At 66.6% G+C, this 20,117-nt stretch carries 17 protein-coding genes; 6 read left to right on the plus strand and 11 right to left on the minus strand.

Annotated elements, in window-relative coordinates:
* Window positions 1-14 precede the first annotated feature (14 nt).
* The gene (locus tag ACEN98_RS30545; protein ID WP_413388550.1) at window positions 15-1,706 is read right to left on the minus strand and encodes a response regulator; all 1,692 of its coding nucleotides are present in this window, start codon (window positions 1,704-1,706) and stop codon (window positions 15-17) included.
* Window positions 1,707-1,876: 170 nt separating this feature from the next.
* Here ACEN98_RS30545 and purL point away from each other — a divergent pair, with 170 nt between their 5' ends.
* Complete coding sequence (gene purL, locus ACEN98_RS30550) at window positions 1,877-5,929, plus strand: phosphoribosylformylglycinamidine synthase (protein ID WP_413388551.1); 4,053 nt, start codon at window positions 1,877-1,879, stop codon at window positions 5,927-5,929.
* 44 nt (window positions 5,930-5,973) lie between these two features.
* Here the strand turns inward: purL and ACEN98_RS30555 are convergent, their stop codons facing one another.
* The 10 genes from ACEN98_RS30555 to ACEN98_RS30600 form a co-directional block, all read right to left on the minus strand.
* Window positions 5,974-6,420, minus strand: a complete 447-nt coding sequence (locus tag ACEN98_RS30555) for a GNAT family N-acetyltransferase (RefSeq protein WP_413388552.1) — start codon at window positions 6,418-6,420, stop codon at window positions 5,974-5,976.
* A gap of 16 nt (window positions 6,421-6,436) precedes the next feature.
* Window positions 6,437-6,796: a DUF1304 domain-containing protein gene (locus tag ACEN98_RS30560; protein ID WP_413388554.1), complete on the minus strand. Its 360-nt coding sequence runs from the start codon at window positions 6,794-6,796 to the stop codon at window positions 6,437-6,439.
* Window positions 6,797-6,860: 64 nt separating this feature from the next.
* Window positions 6,861-7,916 carry a hypothetical protein gene (locus ACEN98_RS30565; RefSeq protein ID WP_413388555.1) on the minus strand — a complete coding sequence of 352 codons (1,056 nt, stop codon included), beginning with the start codon at window positions 7,914-7,916 and terminating at the stop codon, window positions 6,861-6,863.
* Window positions 7,917-7,930: 14 nt separating this feature from the next.
* The gene (locus ACEN98_RS30570) at window positions 7,931-9,223 is read right to left on the minus strand and encodes a GDSL-type esterase/lipase family protein (RefSeq protein ID WP_413388556.1); all 1,293 of its coding nucleotides are present in this window, start codon (window positions 9,221-9,223) and stop codon (window positions 7,931-7,933) included.
* 84 nt (window positions 9,224-9,307) lie between these two features.
* A complete protein-coding gene (locus ACEN98_RS30575) occupies window positions 9,308-10,087 on the minus strand; it encodes a peptidylprolyl isomerase (RefSeq protein WP_056129624.1) in 780 nt (259 codons plus the stop codon).
* A 100-nt stretch (window positions 10,088-10,187) separates the two neighbouring features.
* Window positions 10,188-10,979 carry a peptidyl-prolyl cis-trans isomerase gene (locus tag ACEN98_RS30580; RefSeq protein WP_413337827.1) on the minus strand — a complete coding sequence of 264 codons (792 nt, stop codon included), beginning with the start codon at window positions 10,977-10,979 and terminating at the stop codon, window positions 10,188-10,190.
* Window positions 10,980-11,093: 114 nt separating this feature from the next.
* Window positions 11,094-11,369, minus strand: coding sequence for a BolA family protein (locus ACEN98_RS30585; protein WP_036229424.1), 276 nt, complete (start codon window positions 11,367-11,369; stop codon window positions 11,094-11,096).
* On the minus strand, window positions 11,366-12,019 hold the full coding sequence (locus tag ACEN98_RS30590; protein WP_413388557.1) for a septation protein A: 654 nt from the start codon (window positions 12,017-12,019) through the stop codon (window positions 11,366-11,368). The genes ACEN98_RS30585 and ACEN98_RS30590 overlap by 4 nt, the downstream gene beginning before the upstream one ends.
* Before the next feature lie 18 nt (window positions 12,020-12,037).
* Window positions 12,038-12,433: a peptide-methionine (R)-S-oxide reductase MsrB gene (gene msrB, locus ACEN98_RS30595; RefSeq protein ID WP_413337825.1), complete on the minus strand. Its 396-nt coding sequence runs from the start codon at window positions 12,431-12,433 to the stop codon at window positions 12,038-12,040.
* 22 nt (window positions 12,434-12,455) lie between these two features.
* Window positions 12,456-13,850, minus strand: a complete 1,395-nt coding sequence (locus ACEN98_RS30600) for a protein adenylyltransferase SelO (RefSeq protein WP_413388559.1) — start codon at window positions 13,848-13,850, stop codon at window positions 12,456-12,458.
* Window positions 13,851-14,137: 287 nt separating this feature from the next.
* Here ACEN98_RS30600 and ACEN98_RS30605 point away from each other — a divergent pair, with 287 nt between their 5' ends.
* The 5 genes from ACEN98_RS30605 (at window position 14,138) to ACEN98_RS30625 (ending at window position 20,104) form a co-directional block, all read left to right on the plus strand.
* Entirely contained in the window at window positions 14,138-15,790 is a 1,653-nt protein-coding gene (locus tag ACEN98_RS30605; RefSeq protein ID WP_413388560.1) for a 3-(methylthio)propionyl-CoA ligase, read from the plus strand.
* Between the two features lie 63 nt (window positions 15,791-15,853).
* Window positions 15,854-17,941 (plus strand): 3-hydroxyacyl-CoA dehydrogenase NAD-binding domain-containing protein, encoded by a 2,088-nt coding sequence (locus ACEN98_RS30610; RefSeq protein WP_413388561.1) that lies wholly within the window; start codon window positions 15,854-15,856, stop codon window positions 17,939-17,941.
* A 77-nt stretch (window positions 17,942-18,018) separates the two neighbouring features.
* Window positions 18,019-18,225: a hypothetical protein gene (locus ACEN98_RS30615; RefSeq protein ID WP_413388562.1), complete on the plus strand. Its 207-nt coding sequence runs from the start codon at window positions 18,019-18,021 to the stop codon at window positions 18,223-18,225.
* Between the two features lie 45 nt (window positions 18,226-18,270).
* Window positions 18,271-19,482, plus strand: a complete 1,212-nt coding sequence (locus ACEN98_RS30620; protein WP_413388564.1) for an MFS transporter — start codon at window positions 18,271-18,273, stop codon at window positions 19,480-19,482.
* Window positions 19,483-19,504: 22 nt separating this feature from the next.
* Entirely contained in the window at window positions 19,505-20,104 is a 600-nt protein-coding gene (locus ACEN98_RS30625; RefSeq protein ID WP_413388565.1) for an XAC2610-related protein, read from the plus strand.
* Window positions 20,105-20,117: the final 13 nt, after the last annotated feature.

Below are 20,117 nucleotides of genomic sequence, written 5' to 3' on the forward strand. Positions count from 1 at the left end.
CGGTCAGGTCGAGCTCAGTTCGCGATACCGTACTTCCGCTTCGCCGCTTCCATCTCCGCATCCAGCGCCGCGAGCCGCGGATGCGCGGGATCGAGCGCGCGGATATGCTCCAGCTGTTCTTCCGACAGCGCGGCCAGCGGGTGGTCCCAGCCCATCTCCATGATCTGGCGGAGGACGCCGCCGACGACCGCGATCATCACTTGCAGGTTGTTCGGCGCCATGTGCAGCGCTTCCAGCAGGGTTTGCACGGCGCCGCGCACGTCGCCCATGTTGCGCTTCTCGTCCGCGACGCCCAGCAGGATCTGCGCCTGGGCGCGCAACTGCTTGCCCATGCCGTCCGCAAGGTCGGGCCGGCCCGCGCGCACGAACACGTTCAGCGCCTGCTGCGCGGACAGCGCATCGTCGCCGCCGTTCAGCGCGCCGAGCATCACTTCCGACGCCTCGTCGTCCATGCGGTGCGCGAGGCATGTTTGCGCGAGGCCGACGCGCATATTGGGCGACAGCGCGCCGCCCGCACGCACGGCGTCCACCGCGAGCTTGAGTTCCTTGACGGCGGCCGCGCCATTGCCGGCCAGGTCGTGCAGCAGCGCCACCGAGATCGCCTTGCACGCATCGGCCGCGGGCGTGCCCCGGAGGGAGCGTTCGAGGTCGCGGATCACGGTCGACGCGCCGGCCGGATCGCCCTTGCCGACGAGCGCCCGGACGAGGTTCACGTGGTCTTCGGGATTGCGGAATTCGGAATAACGGGAACGCGCCACCACTTGCCGGAACGATTTTTCGGCGCCGTCCGCGTCGCCCGCTTCGAGCGCCACCTCGCCCAGCCGGCGCAGGCGCCGCACGACGTATGGCGAGATGGTCACGGCCTCTTCCAGCGTCTTCTTCGCGAGCGCCGCGTCGCCGCGCTCCTGCTGGCAGCGCGCGAGCAGGTCGTAGGCGGCCATCAGGCGCGGGTTCTCGGCCACGATGTGTTCCAGCAGCGGGATCGCGTCGATCGTGCGGCCCTGGGCGGCGATGGCGCGCGCGAGCCCGAGCCGTGCCCAGCCCGCCGGCTTTTCGGCCAGCACGTCGCGGTAGACGGTTTCGGCGAGCTCGTGCTCCTTCAGCGACACGTGCAGTTCCGCGCGCAGCCGCGCGAAGTCGAGCGCGTAGTGCGGGCGCGTCCGGGCCGATTCGATGGCGGCGTCGATCGCTTCGCGCGGGCGCGCCTGCGCGATCAGCTGGTACACGGGGAGCAGGGCGGCGCGGCGGGTGACCGCCTTCTGGATGCGCTGGTGCAGCGCCTGCGCCGTGAACGGTTTCAGGATGTAGTCCGTGGGCGTGAGCTCGGCCGCGCTGACCACCTTGCCGTACGCGCCTTCGGCCGTCAGCATGATGAAGATGGCCCAGGGCGGGATCAGGCGGTGGTGGCGCAGGTCTTCCAGCAGCTGCTGGCCGTCCTGGCCTTCGGCATTCGCCGTTCCGCCGCTGAGGTCGTACTCGCACAGGACGATGTCGAAGGACTTGCGGCCGAGCGCCTTGATCGCGGTGCTCGCGTTGACGGCGGATTCGATGCGCGTCACGCCCGACTGGTTGAGCATGTTCTGCAGGTTCGCCCTGAGCGCCGGGTTCGGGTCGACGATGAGCACGCTCAGTTGCGCATTCAACGGATTGTTGAGCTGCGCGTTCTGCGGAGCGCCGGCTGGGCTGGATGAGCTGTTTTCTGGCATGCGTCTCGGAAACCGTCAGGGTTTTTCGACACTACGATACCGCTAAGCTGCAAGGTCGGCAACTTTTTGCCTCCCGTGCGGGCTTCATGCCAGACGGGAAAGGGGGCAACGCTGTATAATACCGGGCTTCTTTCACCCGCAGCCACGCTGCATCAACCGACTTCCAAGCCATGTTGATTCTGCCGGGTTCCAACGCCCTCTCTGCTTTCCGTAGCCAACGCCTCCTCACGCAACTGCAAGCCGTCGCCCCGACGATTGCCGACGTGGCGGCACGCTACTACCACTTCATCGACGCAAGCGCCCCCCTGTCCACGGAGGACACCGAGCGCTTGACGGCCATGCTCACCTATGGGGAGCCCGTGCCGGAAACGCAGTACGAGGGCGTCACCGAGGAATTCTTCGTGATCCCGCGCCTGGGCACCATCTCGCCGTGGGCGTCGAAAGCGACCGATATCGCGCACAACTGCGGCATGGCCCACATCCACCGCGTCGAGCGCGGCGTCGCGTTCAAGGTCGTCCTGAAGAGCGGCATCCTCGGCACGGGCTTCGGCGCGCCGAAGAAGCTGGCCGACGACGAGATCCAGGCCGTCGCCGCGCTGCTGCACGACCGCATGACGGAAACGGTGCTGCGCAGCGCAGACCAGGCCCAGGCCCTGTTTACGGACCTGGAAAGCCGTCCGCTGGACCAGATCGACGTATTGGGCCGCGGCCGCGACGCGCTGGTCGAAGCGAATGCCACGATGGGTCTCGCCCTGGCCGAGGACGAGATCGACTATTTGTTCGAGGCGTTTGCCCGCGTCCAGCGCAACCCGACGGACGTCGAGCTGATGATGTTCGCGCAGGCGAACTCGGAGCACTGCCGCCACAAGATCTTCAACGCCGAGTGGACCATCGACGGCGCGAAACAGGACAAATCCCTGTTCCAGATGATCAAGAATACGCACCAGCTGCAGCCGAAGGGCACGATCGTCGCGTACAGCGACAACTCGGCGATCATGGAAGGCGCGGACGCGCTGCGCTTCTATCCGCAGGCCGGCAGCCAGGAATACGCGCCGGTCACGCAGCTGACGCACACGCTGATGAAGGTCGAGACCCACAACCATCCGACCGCGATCTCGCCGTTCCCGGGCGCCTCGACGGGCGCCGGCGGCGAGATCCGCGACGAGGGCGCGACGGGCCGCGGCGCCAAGCCGAAGGCCGGCCTCACCGGTTTCACGGTGTCGAACCTGTACCTGCCGGACGCCGTGCAGCCGTGGGAAAACGCCGCGAACGTGAACAGCGCGGACAAGACGGGCGCCGATAAAATCTACGGCAAGCCGGAACGCATCGCGTCGCCGCTGCAGATCATGGTCGACGGCCCGCTGGGCGGCGCCGCCTTCAACAACGAATTCGGCCGGCCTAACCTCGGCGGCTATTTCCGCGTCTACGAACAGAACGTCGGCCCGACGGCCATCAACGGCAATACGGTGTTCGGCTACCACAAGCCGATCATGATCGCGGGCGGCATCGGCAACATCTCGGCCGAGCACACCCACAAGAACGATATCCCGGTCGGCAGCCTGCTGCTGCAGCTGGGCGGTCCGGGCATGCGCATCGGCATGGCCGGCGCGGCCGCGTCGTCGATGGCGACGGGCACCAACACGGCCGACCTGGACTTCGACTCGGTCCAGCGCGGCAACCCCGAGATGGAACGCCGTGCGCAGGAAGTCATCAACTCCTGCTGGCAGCTGGGCGCCGGGAACCCGATCATCTCGATCCACGACGTGGGCGCGGGCGGCATTTCGAACGCGTTCCCGGAGATCACCAACGACGCCAGGCGCGGCGCCACGTTCGACTTGCGCAAGGTGCCGCTGGAAGAAAGCGGCATGTCGCCGAAGGAAATCTGGAGCAACGAGTCGCAGGAGCGCTACGTCCTCGCGATTTCGCCGGACGACCTGCCGCGTTTCGCCGCCATCTGTGAACGCGAACGCTGCCCGTTCGCCGCAGTGGGCGTTGCCACCGAAGAGCGCCAGCTGCGCCTGATCGACCCGATCGCAGGAAAGGATGGATGCGCATCCCCGGTCGACATGCCGATGGACGTCCTGCTCGGCAAGCCGCCGAAGATGCACCGCAACGTCGAGCACGTGAAGGACCAGTTCAAGCCGGTCGACGTGACGGGCCTGGACCTGGAAGAAGTCGCGCGCCGCGTGCTGCTGCTGCCGACCGTGGCCGACAAATCGTTCCTGATCACGATCGGCGACAGGAGCGTAGGCGGCATGAGCGTGCGCGACCAGATGGTCGGTCCGTGGCAGGTGCCCGTGGCCGACTGCGCCGTCACGACCTTGAGCTTCGAAGGCTACAAGGGCGAGGCGATGGCGATGGGCGAGCGGACGCCGGTCGCCGTCATCGACGCGGCCGCGTCGGGCCGTATGGCCGTCGGCGAGGCGATCACGAACATCGCCGCCGCGCCGATCGCGGACATCGCCGCGATCAAGCTGTCCGCGAACTGGATGGCCGCCTGTGGCCAGCCGGGCCAGGACGCCGCGCTGTTCGACACCGTGAAGGCCGTCGGCATGGAGCTGTGCCCGGCGCTGGGGGTCTCGATCCCGGTCGGCAAGGATTCGCTGTCGATGCGCACCACGTGGAATGAGGATGGCGAGAACAAGGCTGTCGTGTCGCCGGTGTCGCTGATCGTATCGAGCTTCGCGCCCGTCACCGACGTCCGCAAGACCCTGACGCCGCAACTGCGCACGGACCTGGGCGACACGTCGCTGATCCTCATCGACCTGGGCCGCGGCAAGAACCGCCTGGGCGCCTCGGCGCTGGCACAGGTGACGCAGCAGCTGGGCAACGACGCGCCGGACGTCGACAACCCGGCCGACCTGAAGGCGTTCTTCGCCGCGATCCAGCAGCTGAACAACGACGGCAAGCTGCTCGCCTACCACGACCGTTCGGACGGCGGGCTGTACGCCACGCTGTGCGAGATGGCCTTCGCGGGCCGCGCCGGCGTGTCCGTCAACCTGGACATCCTGACGATGGAAGGCGAGCACGCGTCCGACCACGGCGACGCCAAGAACTGGGCGGCGCAGGTGGGCGAGCGCCGCAACGACCTCACGCTGCGCGCGCTGTTCAGCGAAGAGCTGGGTGCCGTCGTGCAGGTTCGTACTGCCGAGAAGTCGGATGTCATGAACGTGCTGCGCTCGTTCGACCTGGGCGCCTGCAGCCACATCATCGGTAAAGTGAACGACCGCGGCGTCGTGGAATTCACGCGCGACACGAAGGTCATCTACAACAAGCGCCGCAGCGAACTGCACCGCCTGTGGAGCGAGACGAGCTGGCGCATCGCCCGCCTGCGCGACAACCCCGCGTGCGTGGACCAGGAATACGACCGCCTGCTGGACGAGCAGGATCCGGGCTTCAACCCGAAGCTCGTGCACGACACGACCGTGAACATCGCCGCGCCGTTCATTGCAACCGGTGCGCGTCCGACCGTGGCAATCCTGCGCGAGCAGGGCGTCAACTCGCACATCGAGACGGCATGGGCGATGCACCAGGCGGGCTTCAAGGCCGTCGACGTGCACATGAGCGACCTGATCGCCGGCCGCGCCAAGCTGGACGATTTCAAGGGCCTGATCGCCGTCGGCGGCTTCTCGTACGGCGACGTGCTGGGCGCCGGCGAAGGCTGGGCCAAGACGATCCTGTTCAATCCGGAACTGAAGGCGGCGTTCGCGCAATTCTTCGGCCGCGGCGACACGTTCGGCCTGGGCGTCTGCAACGGCTGCCAGATGATGAGCAACCTGAAATCGATCATCCCGGGTGCCGACGCGTGGCCGAAGTTCACCCGCAACAAGTCGGAACAGTTCGAAGCGCGTTTCGGCATGGTCGAGGTGATGGATTCGCCGTCGATCTTCTTCCAGGATCTCGCAGGCACGCAGGCCCCGCTGGCGATCGCGCACGGCGAAGGTTTCGCGGACTTCTCGCAGACCGGCGACATCACGCAGGTCGTGAAGGCGCTGCGCTACATCGACAACCGCGGCGCCGCCACTGAGGCGTATCCGTTCAACCCGAACGGCTCGCCGGAAGGTCTCACGGCCGTTACGACGCCGGACGGCCGCTTCACCGTGATGATGCCGCACGCCGAGCGCGTGGCACGTACCGTCACGATGTCGTGGCATCCGGATGGCTGGGGCGAGGACTCGCCGTGGGCGCGCATGTTCCAGAATGCGCGGAAGTGGGTGGGCTGATCCGGTCGGGTTCATGAAAAAAGCGCTGCCCCGGCAGCGCTTTTTCATTCCGGCCGCTGTTTGTAGATGCCGGGCCGGTTGATGTGCCAGAAGAGCTTCGGGTTGTCGGGCGTCGTGAAGCCCAGCTTTTCGTACAGCCAAGGCGCGCTCGTCGTCGCCAGCAGCAGCCGTCGATAGCGCTCGATGCCCGGATAGGCCAGCATGCACTCGACGAGCCACCGTCCCAGTCCCTTGCCCCGATAGTCGTCGATGACGAACACGTCCGCCATGTAGGCAAACGTCGTGTGATCGGTGATGAAGCGGGCGTAGCCGATCTGCCGGCCGCCGTCGTACAGGCCGAAGTTGAGGCTGTGCGCGACGGCGTTGCGTACGGTCGCTTCGTCGATGCCCGCCGCCCAGGTGGTCCGCGTGAGGTTCTGGTGAATGACGTCGAGCTGCAGCAGGCTGTCGTCGGTCGAGACCAGGTAGTTTTCTTGAGTCCAGTTCAGCATCGGCGCACGCTCCGCGTCAGGCTGCCAGCCATGCGACCAGCGCCAGCACGGCCGGCACGGTCTGCACGAACAGGATGCGGCGCGACACCGTCGCCGCACCCCACACGCCCGCGACCGCCACGCACACGAGCCCGAACACGACGAACGCGCGCCCGATCGCCGGATTCGGATGCAGCAGTCCCACCGCCAGGCTTGCCACCAGGAAGCCGTTGTAGCACCCCTGGTTCGACATCAGCGGCGCGAGCGCCTCTACCCTGTCTTCCTTGATGCCGAACACCTTCCTGCCGCGCGTGCGGAACAGGACGGTCTCGATCAGCACGATGTAGACGTGGATGGCGATGACGATGGCGGTCAGGATGGTAGCGATGAGTAACATGGGTGGTCCGGTTGTCGAGATGTACGTACTGTAGAGTAACATCTTCGGCAGGTCCAGCCGCCGGTTACAGTCCACTCCTGGCGAACTTCGCGAACATGTCGGCGAACGTAAGCCGTGTATCGATGGTCCTGTAGACCCGCATCGGGCGGCCGTCGGCGCGGGCCTCGTAGCGCCCGTCCGCGACGAGGCGGGGCGTTGGCCGTACGACGTAGTCGCTCGACGACGTATCCGGATCGAATGCGGATTGGAGCGCCGTAAGGGTAACGAGGGGACTGTCACCCAGGATATAGGTTTCGCCGAAGTTGGCGCCCATCCGCCGTGAGACGCGCTCGAGTTGCCGGATCAGGAACGCGCCAAGTTTTCCGGCGGGGCGCAGGCCCTCGTCGAGTTCCGCATAGCCGATGTTGAGCTGGCGGTAGACGTTACGCGGCACTTGCCAGATCTCGACGTCCGACCGGTTGAATATCCACCGCGCGGCCGCGAGGTCGATCGTGAGATTGTATTCGGCGTCGCGGCGCTGCGGCATGCCAGGCAGCAGATCAGGATGTTCCATCCCCCCGATCCACACGAGCGTCAGTTTGCGGCCGATGCGCGGCGCATGCATCAACGCCACGGCCAGGTCGGTGAGGCCCGCGCCGGCGGCGTAATAGAGGGGCAGCGCGGTGTCGGTGCGCAGCGCCTCGCCGATGATGCGGCGCGCCGCCTCGTTCAGTTCCGGCATGGCGTCGGCCGACAGGGCCGCGTTGCGCCCGGCGACGACGGGCGGCCGCGGACCCGGTTTCATCGTTGCGTAGAGTTCGCGCGCCCTCGCGGCGGCATTCTCCGGCTGGGCCGCCGTCGGGTCGAGGAAGTCGTTGACGTGGATATGCGACCCGATCACGAACGGAATCTCGACGGAAGGCGAGGCCAGGTGATGGGCCAGCTGAAACAGGCCGTCGGGGTCGCCCGAAAAATCGTTGTCGACGATGACGCGCTGGCGCGGCGAGGCCGACAGCGCACGCGCCGTACCAAGCACGCCGACAGCTGCCGCCCCGCACGTGGCGTGCAGAAATTGCCGGCGCGACCGGGATACGGGACGGTGCGCCGCCGCCTCGAGCATCCCTGCAAGACTATCGTTCATGCGGCCGGATCGTGTCAGCGCATCAGCTTGTCCAGTTCCGGCTGCATCTCGCGCTGCCAGATCTTGTAGCCTTCGGCGTTCGGATGCAGCAGGTCGGGCATGATGTCTTTCGACAGCGTGCCGTCCGGCGCCAGGAACGCCTTGTTCATGTTCAGGAAGAACACGTGCTTGTTGTCGGCCAGCTTAGGCAGCATCGCGTTGACCTTCTCGTTCAGGACGCGCAAGGTGTCGTCCGGCTTCTCGCCGCGCGGGAAGATCGCCAGCAGCAGGATCTTCGCCTTCGGCAGGCGCTTGCGGATTTCCGCGATGTCGCGCTTGATGCCGGCGTAGAGCAGTTCCGGCGGTTCCTGGCGGAAGCCGGTGTTATTGGTGCCGATCATCAGCACGGCGACCTTCGGGTCGATGCCGTCGATTTCGCCATGCTGCAGGCGCCACAGGACGTTTTCCGTGCGGTCGCCACCATAGCCCAGGTCCAGCGCGTTGTACTTGCCGTAGAACGCCTTCCACAGTTCCGGCTGTTGTTCTTCCCAGTGGTGCGTGATGGAGTCGCCGATGAAGATGAGTTCCGTGCGCTCGCCGGCGGCCTTGCGGCGCGCGATCTCGGCCAGTTTCGCGTCGTGACGCTTCATCCACCAGTCGAGCGCCCACGATTCGTTCAGCGGGGACGGCGTCACGTTGGCCGTGCGGTAATCCGGGCAGGTCTGGTTCGGTTTGCCGGCCTTGTCGATGCGGATGTTCGCGATCTCCACGTCGCCGGCGCCCGTGCCGTCCAGCGCGAACGGTTTCGTCACGGCGCTGAAGTCGTCGCCCTTGCGGTAGAAGCACGACAGCGCATAGCTGAGGTGTTGCCAGCCCTTGCCCTCGGCCGCGCGCGCGGGGAGCACGTCGGTGACCTTGCGCTCGCAATTCTTGCCGCAGTCGATGCGGAAGTTCAGGCCGCCCTTGGCCAGTTCATTGACCTTCAGGTCGAACGAGACCGTGCCCTTGGCCAGGTACGGGCGCAGGTCGAGCGGTGCGCTCTCCACGCGCACGGTCGAGAACCACGCGTCCTTCCACGTCAGGCCCAGCGCGTCGCCGGCCGCATCCTTGCTGGTGCGGCGGGCTTCGACGACGGCGTTCTTCAGCTTCGGATCGTCGTCCATGCGGCCGGCGTCGCCGTCCAGCGGCTTTTGCACGTCGAAGTCGCCGAACATGACCTTGGCGCCGGCCAGAGGCTGGCCGACGTACAGGGGCAGGGTGGTCGCGGCTGTCGCGGCGCTTGCGGCCAGGGCGGACAGGATGAGGGCGGCGGAATGGCGGAATGTCATGGGCGTCTCTAGTTTGTTGTATGGTCGAACAAATTGGTCAAAAAAAAGCGCCCACGAGGAGCGCTTTTTTCAGGCGTGACCTGATTACTGGATCTTGGCCTTCTTCATCAGCTCTTCACGGAATGCGGCCAGCTTGCGCTGTTGCAGCGATTCCGCGACCTGCTGCTTGACTTCTTCCAGCGGCGGGATCTTGGCGGCGCGGACGTCTTCCAGCTTGATCACGTGGTAGCCGTATTGCGTCTTGACCGGGGTCTCGGTGATCTGGCCTTTGTTCAGCGAGGTCATGGCCTTCGAGAACTCAGGCACGAACGAGGCCGGGCTTGCCCAGTCCAGGTCGCCGCCGTTCGCTGCCGAGCCCGGGTCTTTCGACTGCTTGGCCAGGTCTTCGAACTTGGCGCCGCCCTTCAGCTTGGCGATGATCTGCTTGGCTTCGTCTTCCGTGCCGACCAGGATGTGACGGGCGTGGTATTCCTTGTCGCCCATCTGTGCCTTGTACTTGTCGTACTCGGCCTTGATGTCGGCGTCCTTGACCGGGTTTTTCTTGATGTAATCGGCCAGCATCGCATTGATGATGATGCTCTGGCGTGCGTTGTCGATTGCGTTCTTGACGTCCGGACGCGTGCCGACGCCTTGCTTGTCGGCTTCCTGGATCAGGACTTCGCGGCCGATCAGGTCCTTCTTGATTGCCTCGCGCAGTTGCGGGGAATCGGTTGCCTTGCCCTGGGCGACGACCTGCTTGACCACCTGGTCAACCTTGGCCGCGGGGATGGGCTTGCCATTGACGGTCGCAACGTTCTGCGCGAACGACGGCAGGGCTACCATCGCGGTCATGGCTAACAACAGGCGGGCTGGCTTCACAATCATTTATTCGATCCTATCTAAAACCGGTGGTGGATCCGGTGGTCAACACGAAATGTCGCCGTGGCGACGAAAACCGGCGGCCGAAGCCGCCGGCGCTGCAATGTTACTGTACCTTTGCCTTCTTGACCATTTCCTCTTGAAACGCGGCCAGCTTCTGCTGGGTCAGCGCTTCGGAAATCTGCGGCTTGACTTCGTCCAGCGTCGGCAGCTTGGCCGGACGGACGTCGTCCAGCTTGATCACGTGGTAGCCCACCTGGGTCTTGACCGGGGTGTCGGTGATCGCGCCTTTCTGCAGGTTGGTGAAACCCGCTGCGAATTCCGGCGGGAACGACGACGGGCTCGCCCAATCCAGGTCGCCGCCGTTGTTGGCGGTGCCGGTGTCTTTCGATCCCTTGGCCAGGTCTTCGAACTTGGCGCCGCCTTTCAGCTTGGCGATGGCTGCCTTCGCTTCGTCTTCGGTCGCGAACAGGATATGACGCACGTGGTATTCCTTGTCGCCGGTCTGCTTCGCGAAGCGGTCGTACTCGGCCTTCACTTCGGCGTCGGACACCGGGTGCTTCGTGATGTAGTCGCGGGCGAGGGCGTTGATCACGATGGTCTGGCGGGCGTTCTCCAATGCCGCCTTGACTTCAGGATTCTTGTCGTAGCCTTGCTTGATCGCTTCCTGCATCATCACTTCGCGCGAGATCAGGTCCTTCTTGATCGCGTCGCGCAGTTGCGGGCTGTCGGTGCCCTGGCCTTGCGCCACGACCTGCTTGACGATCGCGTCGGCGCGCGACGACGGAATGGCTTTGCCGTTCACCACGGCGAGGTTCTGTGCGAACGAAGGCGAGTACGCAAACGATGCGGCGATAGCGATCAGGGCTAACAGCAGCCGTGCTGGCTTAAAAGTCATTTTGTTTCCTGTGAGGGGGTTGCTTGGACGAGGATTTGATTAGTTTTTGTAGTGCGTAGCGGATTCTGGATCGACTTACTTACATCTCACTTAAGACTTCCGAAAAACACGCCGTCACGACTGCTCCGAGGGCGCGACGGCGGTAATCGCCAGGGCATGTATGTCGGTGTGCATCATACCTTGCACGGCATCATATACCAGTCGATGTCGCATGACCAGTCTCAGTCCCTCGAAGCGTTCCGAAACGATTTTCACTCGGTAATGGCCCCCGCCGGAGGCCGCGCCGGGATGCCCTGCGTGCAGGTGCGAATCGTCGCCGACCTCCAGTACGGACGGGCTCAATGCGGCGTCGAGCGACTGCCGGATGCGTTCCACGCGGTCGTCCATCATGCGTCTCCCTTGCCTTGCGGCTGCTCGTGTTCTTCGATGTACTTCGACAGCATCAGCGTCTGGATGACGATGAACGCGAAGAAGATGCCCGTGATGCCGAACAGCTTGAAATTCACCCACGCGCCCGTGTTGCCCTTGAAGACGATGAAGGCCATGACGAGGTTCAGCACGCCGATGGCGGCGAAGAAGCCCATCCATGCATAGCCGACCTTGGCCCACACGGCGTCCGGCAGGCGGATCTGCGCTTCCATCACCTTGCGCATCAGGTTGTTGCGGAAGCCGACCTGCGCGACGAACAGCGCCAGCGCGAAGGCCCAGTACAGGATCGTCGGCTTCCACTTGATGAAGTCCGGATCGTGGAAATAAATGGTCGCGCCGCCCGTCACGACGATGACGCCGAGGGACAGCCACAGCATGCCGTCGACCTTGCGGCCGCGCGCCAGCAGGTACAGGATCTGCAGGATGGTCGCGATGATGCCGACCGCGGAGGCCAGGATGATCGGCGACTGGTCGGGCGTGACGCTGCCGCCGGCGATCAGGCCGCCCATGTATTGCTGGACGAGCGCGTGCGCCGCGTCCTGGTGGCCGTCCGCGACTTTATAGACGAGGAAGAAGAGGATGACCGGGAACAGGTCGAACAGGAATTTCATCGGTACGTCGCCCCTGGTTCAGATCGGCTCGAAGCGGAGCGCGGCCGAGTTGATGCAATAGCGCAGGCCGGTCGGCGGCGGGCCGTCCGGGAACACGTGGCCCAGGTGGGCGTCGCAGACGGCGCAGATGATTTCCGTGCGCACCATGCCATGGCTGCGGTCGACCTTCTCGATTACGTTGTCCGGATCGAGGGCCTTGAAATAGCTGGGCCAGCCGCAGCCGGAATCGAACTTCGCGTCCGACTCGAACAGCGGCGTGTCGCAGCACACGCAGTGATAGATGCCGTGCTCATGGTGGTCCCAGAATTTGCCCGTGAACGCGCGCTCGGTCGCCGCGTGGCGGGTGACCTGGTATTCCATCGGGTCCAGCTGGGCGCGCCATTCGGCGTCGGTCTTTGTCACTTTGTCGGTCATGATCCCTCGTTGTCAATCGTATTCAGGAAGAGCAGCTCACTTCGAGGTGAGATGCCCAGTCCGGCGGCAGTGCGGCATAAGCATCGTTTTCGGGCTGGTCGTCGAACGGACGCTCGAGCACGCCGAGGAGCCTGCGCACTTCTTCAAAGTCGCCATTCTGCGCCTTTTCGATGGCCACCTGGGCCAGGTAGTTGCGCAGTATATATATGGGGTTGACGGCGTGCATCGCAACCCGGCGCGCCGCATCGACACTCGTTTCCTGGCGCAGCCGCGCGCGGTAGGCGACGGCCCACGCGTCGAACGCGGGGCGGTCGAGGAACAGGTCGCGCAGCGGCGCATCCGTTTCGGGTTCTTCCAGCCGCAGGTCGCCCAGGCGGCGGAAGAACAGTGTGAAGTCGACGCGGTTCGCCTGCATGAGCTTGAACATGTCGTCGGCCAGCGCGCGGTCGTTCTCTTGCGCCGATTTGAGCCCGAGCTTGGCGCGCAGCAGTTCATCGAACTTTTCGCCGTAGGCGTCGACATACACGTCCAGCGCCGCCTGCGCCGCTTCCTGGTCCTCGATCAGCGGCAGCAGCGCGTTCGCCAGCGCATAGCAGTTCCAGTGGCCGACGGGCACCTGGTTCGCGTACGAATAGCGGCCGCCCTGGTCCGTGTGGTTGCAGATGTGGTCGACGTCGAACGCTTCCATGAAGCCGAACGGGCCATAGTCCAGCGTGAGGCCCAGGATCGACATATTGTCCGTGTTCATCACGCCGTGCATGAAGCCGACGGATTGCCAGTGCGCGATCATGCGTGCCGTGCGGCGCGTGACTTCCTCGAGCAGGGCGAGATAGGGATTGGGGGCGCCGGCCAGGTCCGGGTAGAACGTCTTGATGACGTAGTCCGCCAGGGTGCGCAGTTCTTCCGGCTTGTCGCGGTAGCGCCAGTGCTCGAAGGAGCCGAAGCGCACGAACGACGGCGCCATGCGGGTGACGACGGCGGCCGTCTCCATCGTTTCGCGGATCACGCTCTTGTTCGAACCCGTCACCATCAGCGCGCGCGTCGTCGGGATGCCGAGGGCGGCCATCGCCTCCGAACACAGGAATTCGCGGATCGACGAGCGCAGCACGGCGCGGCCGTCGCCCATGCGCGAGTACGGGGTCATGCCGGCGCCCTTCAGCTGGAGTTCCATGCGGCCCTCGGGGCCGTCGATGTCGCCCAGCAGGATCGCGCGGCCGTCGCCCAGCTGGCCGGCCCAGTGGCCGAACTGGTGGCCGGAATAGACGGCGGCCAGCGGCTGCGAGCGGGGCGGGACGTGGTTGCCCGTGAAGACGGCGACGGTATCCGCGCGCGCGAGGTCGGCGGCGTCGAGCCCGACAAGCCGCGCAGCCGGCGCGCTGGCCGCGACAAAGTAGGGCGCGGGCAGGGGCGTCGGCATCAGGCGCGTATAAAACGCGGGCGGCAGTTCGGCAAAGGAATTGTCGAATGGCAGATCGTCGGCGGTGCGGGTGCTGATAACGCTTCCTCGGGTGGATTGGTTCTTCGTGCGCGGATTTTACCGCACACGCGCGGATTCTATGGGCGCAAGACGTGCGCGGCCTATCCGGGTTACATTCCGTAACCGTTTGGTAATGTTAGGCTGGTGCGGTGCAACATCGAATTCCGTTGACGTTTTCCGTACGAGCGTTCGAAACTCGGCTTCCCACAAGCAACCCCGAGAGACCGATGACACCTGTTCCGTTGATGGGCCGGATGATGGACCAGCCCCTATTGATTTCCAGCATCATCCGGTTCGCCGCGCGGCATTACGGCGGCAGCGAGATCGTCTCGCGCCGGGTCGAGGGCGACATGCACCGCTACAGCGTGCGCGAGTGCGAAGCGCGGGCGCGGCGCGTGGCGAACGTCCTGCGGGCGCAGGGCATCGCGATGGGCGAGCGCGTCGGCACGCTGGCGTGGAACGGCTACCGGCACCTGGAACTGTATTACGGCGTGTCCGGCTCGGGCGCCGTGCTGCACACGATCAATCCGCGCCTGCATCCCGAGCAGATCGCGTACATCGTCAACCACGCCGGCGACCAGCTGCTGTTCTTCGACCTGACGTTCCTGCCGCTGGTGGCGGCGATCGCGCCGCTGTGCCCGTCCGCGAAGGCGTTCGTGCTGATGAGCGACCGGGCGCACATGCCCGCCGATGCGGGCATCACCAACCTGATGTGCTACGAAGACCTGCTCGCCGCGGTCTCGGACGATTATGACTGGCCCGAACTCGACGAGCGCGCGGCCGCGTCGCTGTGCTACACGTCCGGCACGACGGGCAATCCGAAGGGGGCGCTGTATTCGCACCGGTCGACGGTGCTGCACGCGTACGCGTCCGCGCTGCCCAACGCCCTGAACGTGGCCGGGCGCGACGTCGTGCTGCCCGTCGTGCCCATGTTCCACGTGAACGCATGGGGCCTGCCTTACTCCGTGCTGCTGTCCGGCGCCAAGCTGGTGCTGCCCGGCGCGGCGCTCGACGGCAAGGCGCTGTACGACCTGTTCGAGGCCGAGGGCGTCACGTTCTCGGCGGGCGTGCCGACGGTCTGGCTCGGCCTGGTCAATTACGCGCTGCAGAACGGGCTCACGTTCTCGACGTTCCGCCGCACGGTCATCGGCGGCGCCGCGTGCCCACCCGCGCTGATGGACACGCTGATCGACCGCTTCGGCATCGAGGTCATCCACGCCTGGGGCATGACGGAGATGTCGCCGCTCGGCACGACCTGCGGCCTGCTGGCGCGGCACCGCGACCTGTCCGTCGCCGGGCAGCGCGCCGTGCTGCGCAAGCAGGGCCACGCCATCTTCGGCGTGGACATGAAGATCGTCGACGACGACGGCAACGAGCTGCCGTGGGACGGACTTGCGTTCGGCCACCTGCTCGTCAAGGGGCCGTGGATCATCTCGCGGTACTTCCGCGACGAGGGCGGCGACGTGCAGCAGGACGGCTGGTTCCCGACCGGCGACGTGGCGACCATCGACGCGGACGGCTACATGCAGATCACGGACCGCAGCAAGGACGTCATCAAGTCCGGCGGCGAGTGGATCGGATCGATCGACCTCGAGAACATCGCGATGGCGCACCCGGCCGTGCTGCAGGCCGCGTGCATCGGCGTGCGGCATCCGAAATGGGACGAGCGGCCCGTGCTCGTCGTCGTGCGGCGGCCGGAAGCCGAGGTGACGCGCGAGGAGCTGCTGCGGTTCTTCGACGGGAAGGTCGCGAAGTTCTCGATGCCGGACGACGTGCTGTTCGTGGACTCTCTGCCGACCGGGGCGACCGGCAAGATCCAGAAGAACCGCTTGCGCGAGCAGTACCGGGACTATCGCCTGCCCGGGACGGATCAAGAATAACACGACCGTTCTTTTAACGGTTATATTGTCGCCACCGACAATCACACCCACGCAAGGAGACCCATGAGCGCCGACTACCAGGTCATCGATGACGTCGCCGTCATCACGCTGAACAACCCGCCCGTCAATGGCCTCGGCCTGGCGACGCGTACCGCCGCCGTCGAAGGCCTGAATCGCGCCGCGCAGGATCTGGCCGTGAAGGCCATCGTCATCACGGGCGCGGGCAAGGCGTTTTCGGGCGGTGCCGACATCCGCGAATTCAACTCGCCGAAGGCGCTCACGGAACCCACGTTGCACACCCTGATCCGCACGGTCGAGAATTCGGCGAAGCCTGTCGTCGCCGCGCTCCACACCGTGTGCATGGGCGGCGGCCTGGAACTGGCGCTGGGCGCCAATTACCGCGTGGCGCTGCCGGGTGCGCAGATCGCGCTGCCGGAAGTGAAGCTGGGGCTGCTGCCGGGCGCCGGCGGCACGCAGCGCCTGCCGCGCGTGCTGGGCCTGGAGGCCGCGCTGAACATGATCGTGACGGGGACGCCGGTGCTGTCCGAAAAGCTGGCCGGCAGCTTGCTGTTCGACGAACTGCTGCCGGCCGGGGCCGACCTCGTTGCGGGCGCGATCGCGTTCGCGCGCCGCGTCGCCGGCGTGCGGCCGCTGCCGAAGGTGCGCGAGCGCCAGGTCGACCACCCCGATGCTGCGGGCTTCCTGGCCGCCGCGCGGGCGCGCGTCAAAGCCGAGGCGGGGCCGTTCCCGGCGCCGGTCGAATGCGTGGAGACCGTCGCGGCATCCGTCGAAAAGCCGTTCGAAGAGGGCCTGGCATTCGAGCGCGAGCGCTTCATTCACCTCACGCGGACGACGGAATCGAAGGCGTTGCGCCATGCGTTCTTCGCCGAGCGCGCCGCGAGCAAGGTGCCGGACGTCCCGGCCGACACGCCGGTCCGCGAGATCCGCAGCGCGGCCGTCGTCGGCGCCGGCACGATGGGCGGCGGCATCGCGATGAACTTCGCCAACGCCGGCATCCCCGTGACGATCCTCGAGACGAAGCAGGATGCGCTCGACAAGGGCCTCGCCACCATCCGCAAGAATTACGAGAACACGGTCAGGAAGGGCAAGCTGGCGGCGGACAAGGCCGCGCAACGCGTGGGGCTCATCCGCGGCGCGCTGGATTACGCCGACATCGCCCAGGCCGACATCGTCATCGAAGCCGTGTTCGAGGACATGGACGTGAAGGCGTCCGTGTTCCGCCAGCTCGACGCCACGATGAAGCCGGGCGCCATCCTCGCGTCGAACACGTCGACCCTGGACCTGAACCGCATCGCCGCGTTCACGGCACGCCCGCAGGACGTCATCGGGCTGCACTTCTTCAGCCCCGCCAACGTGATGAAGCTGCTGGAAATCGTGCGCGGCGCGGCGACCGGCAAGGACGTGCTGGCGACCGCGCTGGCGCTGGCGAAGAAGATCAGGAAGACGGGCGTCGTCGCCGGCGTGTGCGACGGCTTCATCGGCAACCGCATGGTGGAGCAGTACATCCGCCAGGCCGGCTTCCTGCTGGACGAAGGCGCGCTGCCGCAGCAGGTCGACGCGGCCATCGAGACCTTCGGCTTCGCCATGGGCCCGTTCCGCATGGGCGACCTGGCCGGCAACGACGTCGGCTGGTACATCCGCAAGCGCCGCGCCGTCGAGTCGCCGGACGTGAAGTATTCGAAGACGGCCGACCTGCTGTGCGAACAGGGCCGCTTCGGCCAGAAGACGGGCGCCGGCTGGTACGACTACCAGGCGGGCGAGCGCACGCCGCGCCCGTCGCCGTGGGTCGACGACATGATCGTGCGGCATTCGCAGGACCTGGGCATCGAGCGCCGCGCCATCTCCGACGGGGAGATCGTCGAGCGCCTCGTCTACGCGCTGGTCAACGAGGGCGCGCGGATCCTGGACGAGGGCATCGCCCTCAGGGCGTCGGACATCGACATGGTGTATTTGTCCGGCTACGGCTTCCCGCTGTTCCGCGGCGGCCCGATGTTCTATGCGGACACCGTCGGCCTGCCGGCCGTGCTGGCGGCCGTCGAGAAGTACGCCCGCGGCTACCACGGCGAGGCGTGGACGCCGGCGCCGCTGCTCGTCCGCCTGGCGGCCGAGGGCAAGACCTTCAACGGCTGACCCGCCACGACGTCAACGCGGCGCCCGCGTACCACGGCGCCCGCACGCCCGTCAGCCGCATCAGCGAATGCCGGTGCATGTGCGGGCCGCTCGCGGCGGCGCGCATCGTGCCCCGGTTGCGTGCCCGCGGCGTGGTGGGGCCGCGCGCGGACGTGCGCGCGCTCGCGTGCGCGGAAGGCCAGTTCGCGGCGCTCGCACTGTGGATGCAGGGCGGCGGCGTGCCGGCGGCTGTGCTCGCCGAGGAACTCGCGCGATGGTCGGCCGCCGCGGCCACGCCAGGGTAATGTCCCTGATGCGGTCGGGGTGCGCGCCGTGCTAGGCTGTGCACCATGAAGAACGCCCTCCTGATCGCGACCGCCTGCCTGCTCGGACTGTTGTCCACGACGGGTGCGTCGCTGCCTTATCCCATCCTGCCGCCGTTGTTCGTGAACGGCGCGCCGGACAGCCTGACGCACTTCCTCGGCCTGCCGCCCAAGCTGCTGTTCGCGCTGGCGCTGATGGTCAACCCGATCGGCCTGCTGCTGGGCACCGCCGTGCTCGGGTCGCTGTCGGACCGCTATGGCCGCCGGCCGCTGCTGCTCGTAACGGCCGTCGGCGCCGCCATCGGCCACGTGCTGACGGCGTGGGCGCTGGCGCGCCGCTCGTATCCGCTGTTCCTCGTCGCCCGCTTCGGCACGGGCCTGCTGGAGGGTCACAGCGCGATCGTGCGCGCGATGCTCGCGGACCGGCTGCAAGGCCCGCTGCGCAACCACGCGCTGTCGTGGCTGAACGGTGCGCTGCATCTGGGCTGGCTGGTCGGGCCGCTGCTGGCCGGGTTCACGATCGCGTGGGGCCTCACGGTGCCGTTCTACATCGCCGCGGGCGCGTTGCTGCTGGGCGCGGCGCTCGTCGGCGTCGCTCTGGAACGCAAGCCGCGCGCGGCCGGGCCGTCGTGGTGGAGCGTGGCGCGCGAACGCCACGCGTTCAACCTCCTGCGCCACGACGGCCTGCGCGCGCTGTTCGGCGTGCAGCTCGCGTACACGTGCGGCGTGACGGCGTTCTACGAGTTCTATCCGCTGTGGCTCGTCGAGGTGGGCCATTACGACACGCGCGCGATCGCGCTCGTCAACGTCGGCATGTGCGGCCTGATGACGTGTTCCGCCCTGTTCGCCGGCCGCGCCAGCCGCACGGAGCCGATGCGCCGCGCCGCGTGGCTGGCCGCGTGCGTGGCGCTGGCCATCGGCTCGCTCGGCGTGGGCCATCTGTGGGTGGGTCTCATCGGCATCATGGCGTTCGGGCTGCCGCATGCGTTCTACAACGCGGTCGTGCAGGCGTGGGCCGCGGACCGCTTCGGCGGCGGCCACGGGCAGGGCGCCGTCATGGGGCTGCTGTCGACGACGTTCTGCCTCGCGAACATCCTGATGGCGGCGGCGGGCGCCGTGCTGACGCTCGTGGACACGCGGCTCGTGCTGCTGACGGGCGCGATCCTGACGGCGTGGGCGGCGAACCGGATGCGGGCGTGGGGGAGCGGCGCGATGGCCGGGCTGCCGCCGGCCGCGTGAACGATCCACGATGGAGGCATGGTTGAAAAAAGCGATTCTTTTGCTGGTCTGTCTGGTTCCTGTCGCAGCGCTGGCGGCGGGTCGGGGTTGCGGCGCGCAGGTCGCGTTCCGCTGGGTGCCCAAGGATGCGGATGCGCCGTCCGCGGGCAGTGTGCGCGTCGTCGATGCGCGCTCGGCACGGACCGTGCAGGTGCTCGACGGCGTGACGAACCACTACGGCGACGACGGCGGGTTGTTCGCGCAGGACCTGAACAACGACGGCTGCCCGGACCTCGTCGTGACGAGCGACGTCGCACCCATCGGCAATACCAGCAGCACCGTGTACCTCTACGATCGCGTGCGCGGACGCTTCGTGTTCGACAAGGCGCTGTCCGCGATCGGCAACATCGGCGTCGACGGCCGCGATCCGAATTGCGTGACGGGCGACTGGAAAGGCGGGGCGGAGGATGTCGGCGGCGAGCGCTATTGCTGGCGCAAGGGACGGCTCGTCAAGACGAGCGAATACAGCGTGCGGCCGCTGTACGACAGGGAAACCGGCGCGTTCTCGTGTTACGAGCACATCGACACGACGTACGTGGGCGGCCGGAAACGCGTGCGCAGGCATTGCACGAAGCGCTTCTGAGGCCGCCCACTGC

Source organism: Massilia sp. CT11-137, assembly GCF_047302885.1.
In the GTDB taxonomy this organism is placed as follows: domain Bacteria; phylum Pseudomonadota; class Gammaproteobacteria; order Burkholderiales; family Burkholderiaceae_D; genus Telluria; species Telluria orientalis.

Bases quoted from the DNA above. Each gene is read 5' to 3' on its own strand.
- ACEN98_RS30545 (WP_413388550.1), bottom strand. From the start codon at position 1,706: ATGCCAGAAAACAGCTCATCCAGCCCAGCCGGCGCTCCGCAGAACGCG.
- purL (WP_413388551.1), top strand. From the start codon at position 1,877: ATGTTGATTCTGCCGGGTTCCAACGCCCTCTCTGCTTTCCGTAGCCAA.
- ACEN98_RS30555 (WP_413388552.1), bottom strand. From the start codon at position 6,420: ATGCTGAACTGGACTCAAGAAAACTACCTGGTCTCGACCGACGACAGC.
- ACEN98_RS30560 (WP_413388554.1), bottom strand. From the start codon at position 6,796: ATGTTACTCATCGCTACCATCCTGACCGCCATCGTCATCGCCATCCAC.
- ACEN98_RS30565 (WP_413388555.1), bottom strand. From the start codon at position 7,916: ATGAACGATAGTCTTGCAGGGATGCTCGAGGCGGCGGCGCACCGTCCC.
- ACEN98_RS30570 (WP_413388556.1), bottom strand. From the start codon at position 9,223: ATGACATTCCGCCATTCCGCCGCCCTCATCCTGTCCGCCCTGGCCGCA.
- ACEN98_RS30575 (WP_056129624.1), bottom strand. From the start codon at position 10,087: ATGATTGTGAAGCCAGCCCGCCTGTTGTTAGCCATGACCGCGATGGTA.
- ACEN98_RS30580 (WP_413337827.1), bottom strand. From the start codon at position 10,979: ATGACTTTTAAGCCAGCACGGCTGCTGTTAGCCCTGATCGCTATCGCC.
- ACEN98_RS30585 (WP_036229424.1), bottom strand. From the start codon at position 11,369: ATGATGGACGACCGCGTGGAACGCATCCGGCAGTCGCTCGACGCCGCA.
- ACEN98_RS30590 (WP_413388557.1), bottom strand. From the start codon at position 12,019: ATGAAATTCCTGTTCGACCTGTTCCCGGTCATCCTCTTCTTCCTCGTC.
- msrB (WP_413337825.1), bottom strand. From the start codon at position 12,433: ATGACCGACAAAGTGACAAAGACCGACGCCGAATGGCGCGCCCAGCTG.
- ACEN98_RS30600 (WP_413388559.1), bottom strand. From the start codon at position 13,850: ATGCCGACGCCCCTGCCCGCGCCCTACTTTGTCGCGGCCAGCGCGCCG.
- ACEN98_RS30605 (WP_413388560.1), top strand. From the start codon at position 14,138: ATGACACCTGTTCCGTTGATGGGCCGGATGATGGACCAGCCCCTATTG.
- ACEN98_RS30610 (WP_413388561.1), top strand. From the start codon at position 15,854: ATGAGCGCCGACTACCAGGTCATCGATGACGTCGCCGTCATCACGCTG.
- ACEN98_RS30615 (WP_413388562.1), top strand. From the start codon at position 18,019: ATGTGCGGGCCGCTCGCGGCGGCGCGCATCGTGCCCCGGTTGCGTGCC.
- ACEN98_RS30620 (WP_413388564.1), top strand. From the start codon at position 18,271: ATGAAGAACGCCCTCCTGATCGCGACCGCCTGCCTGCTCGGACTGTTG.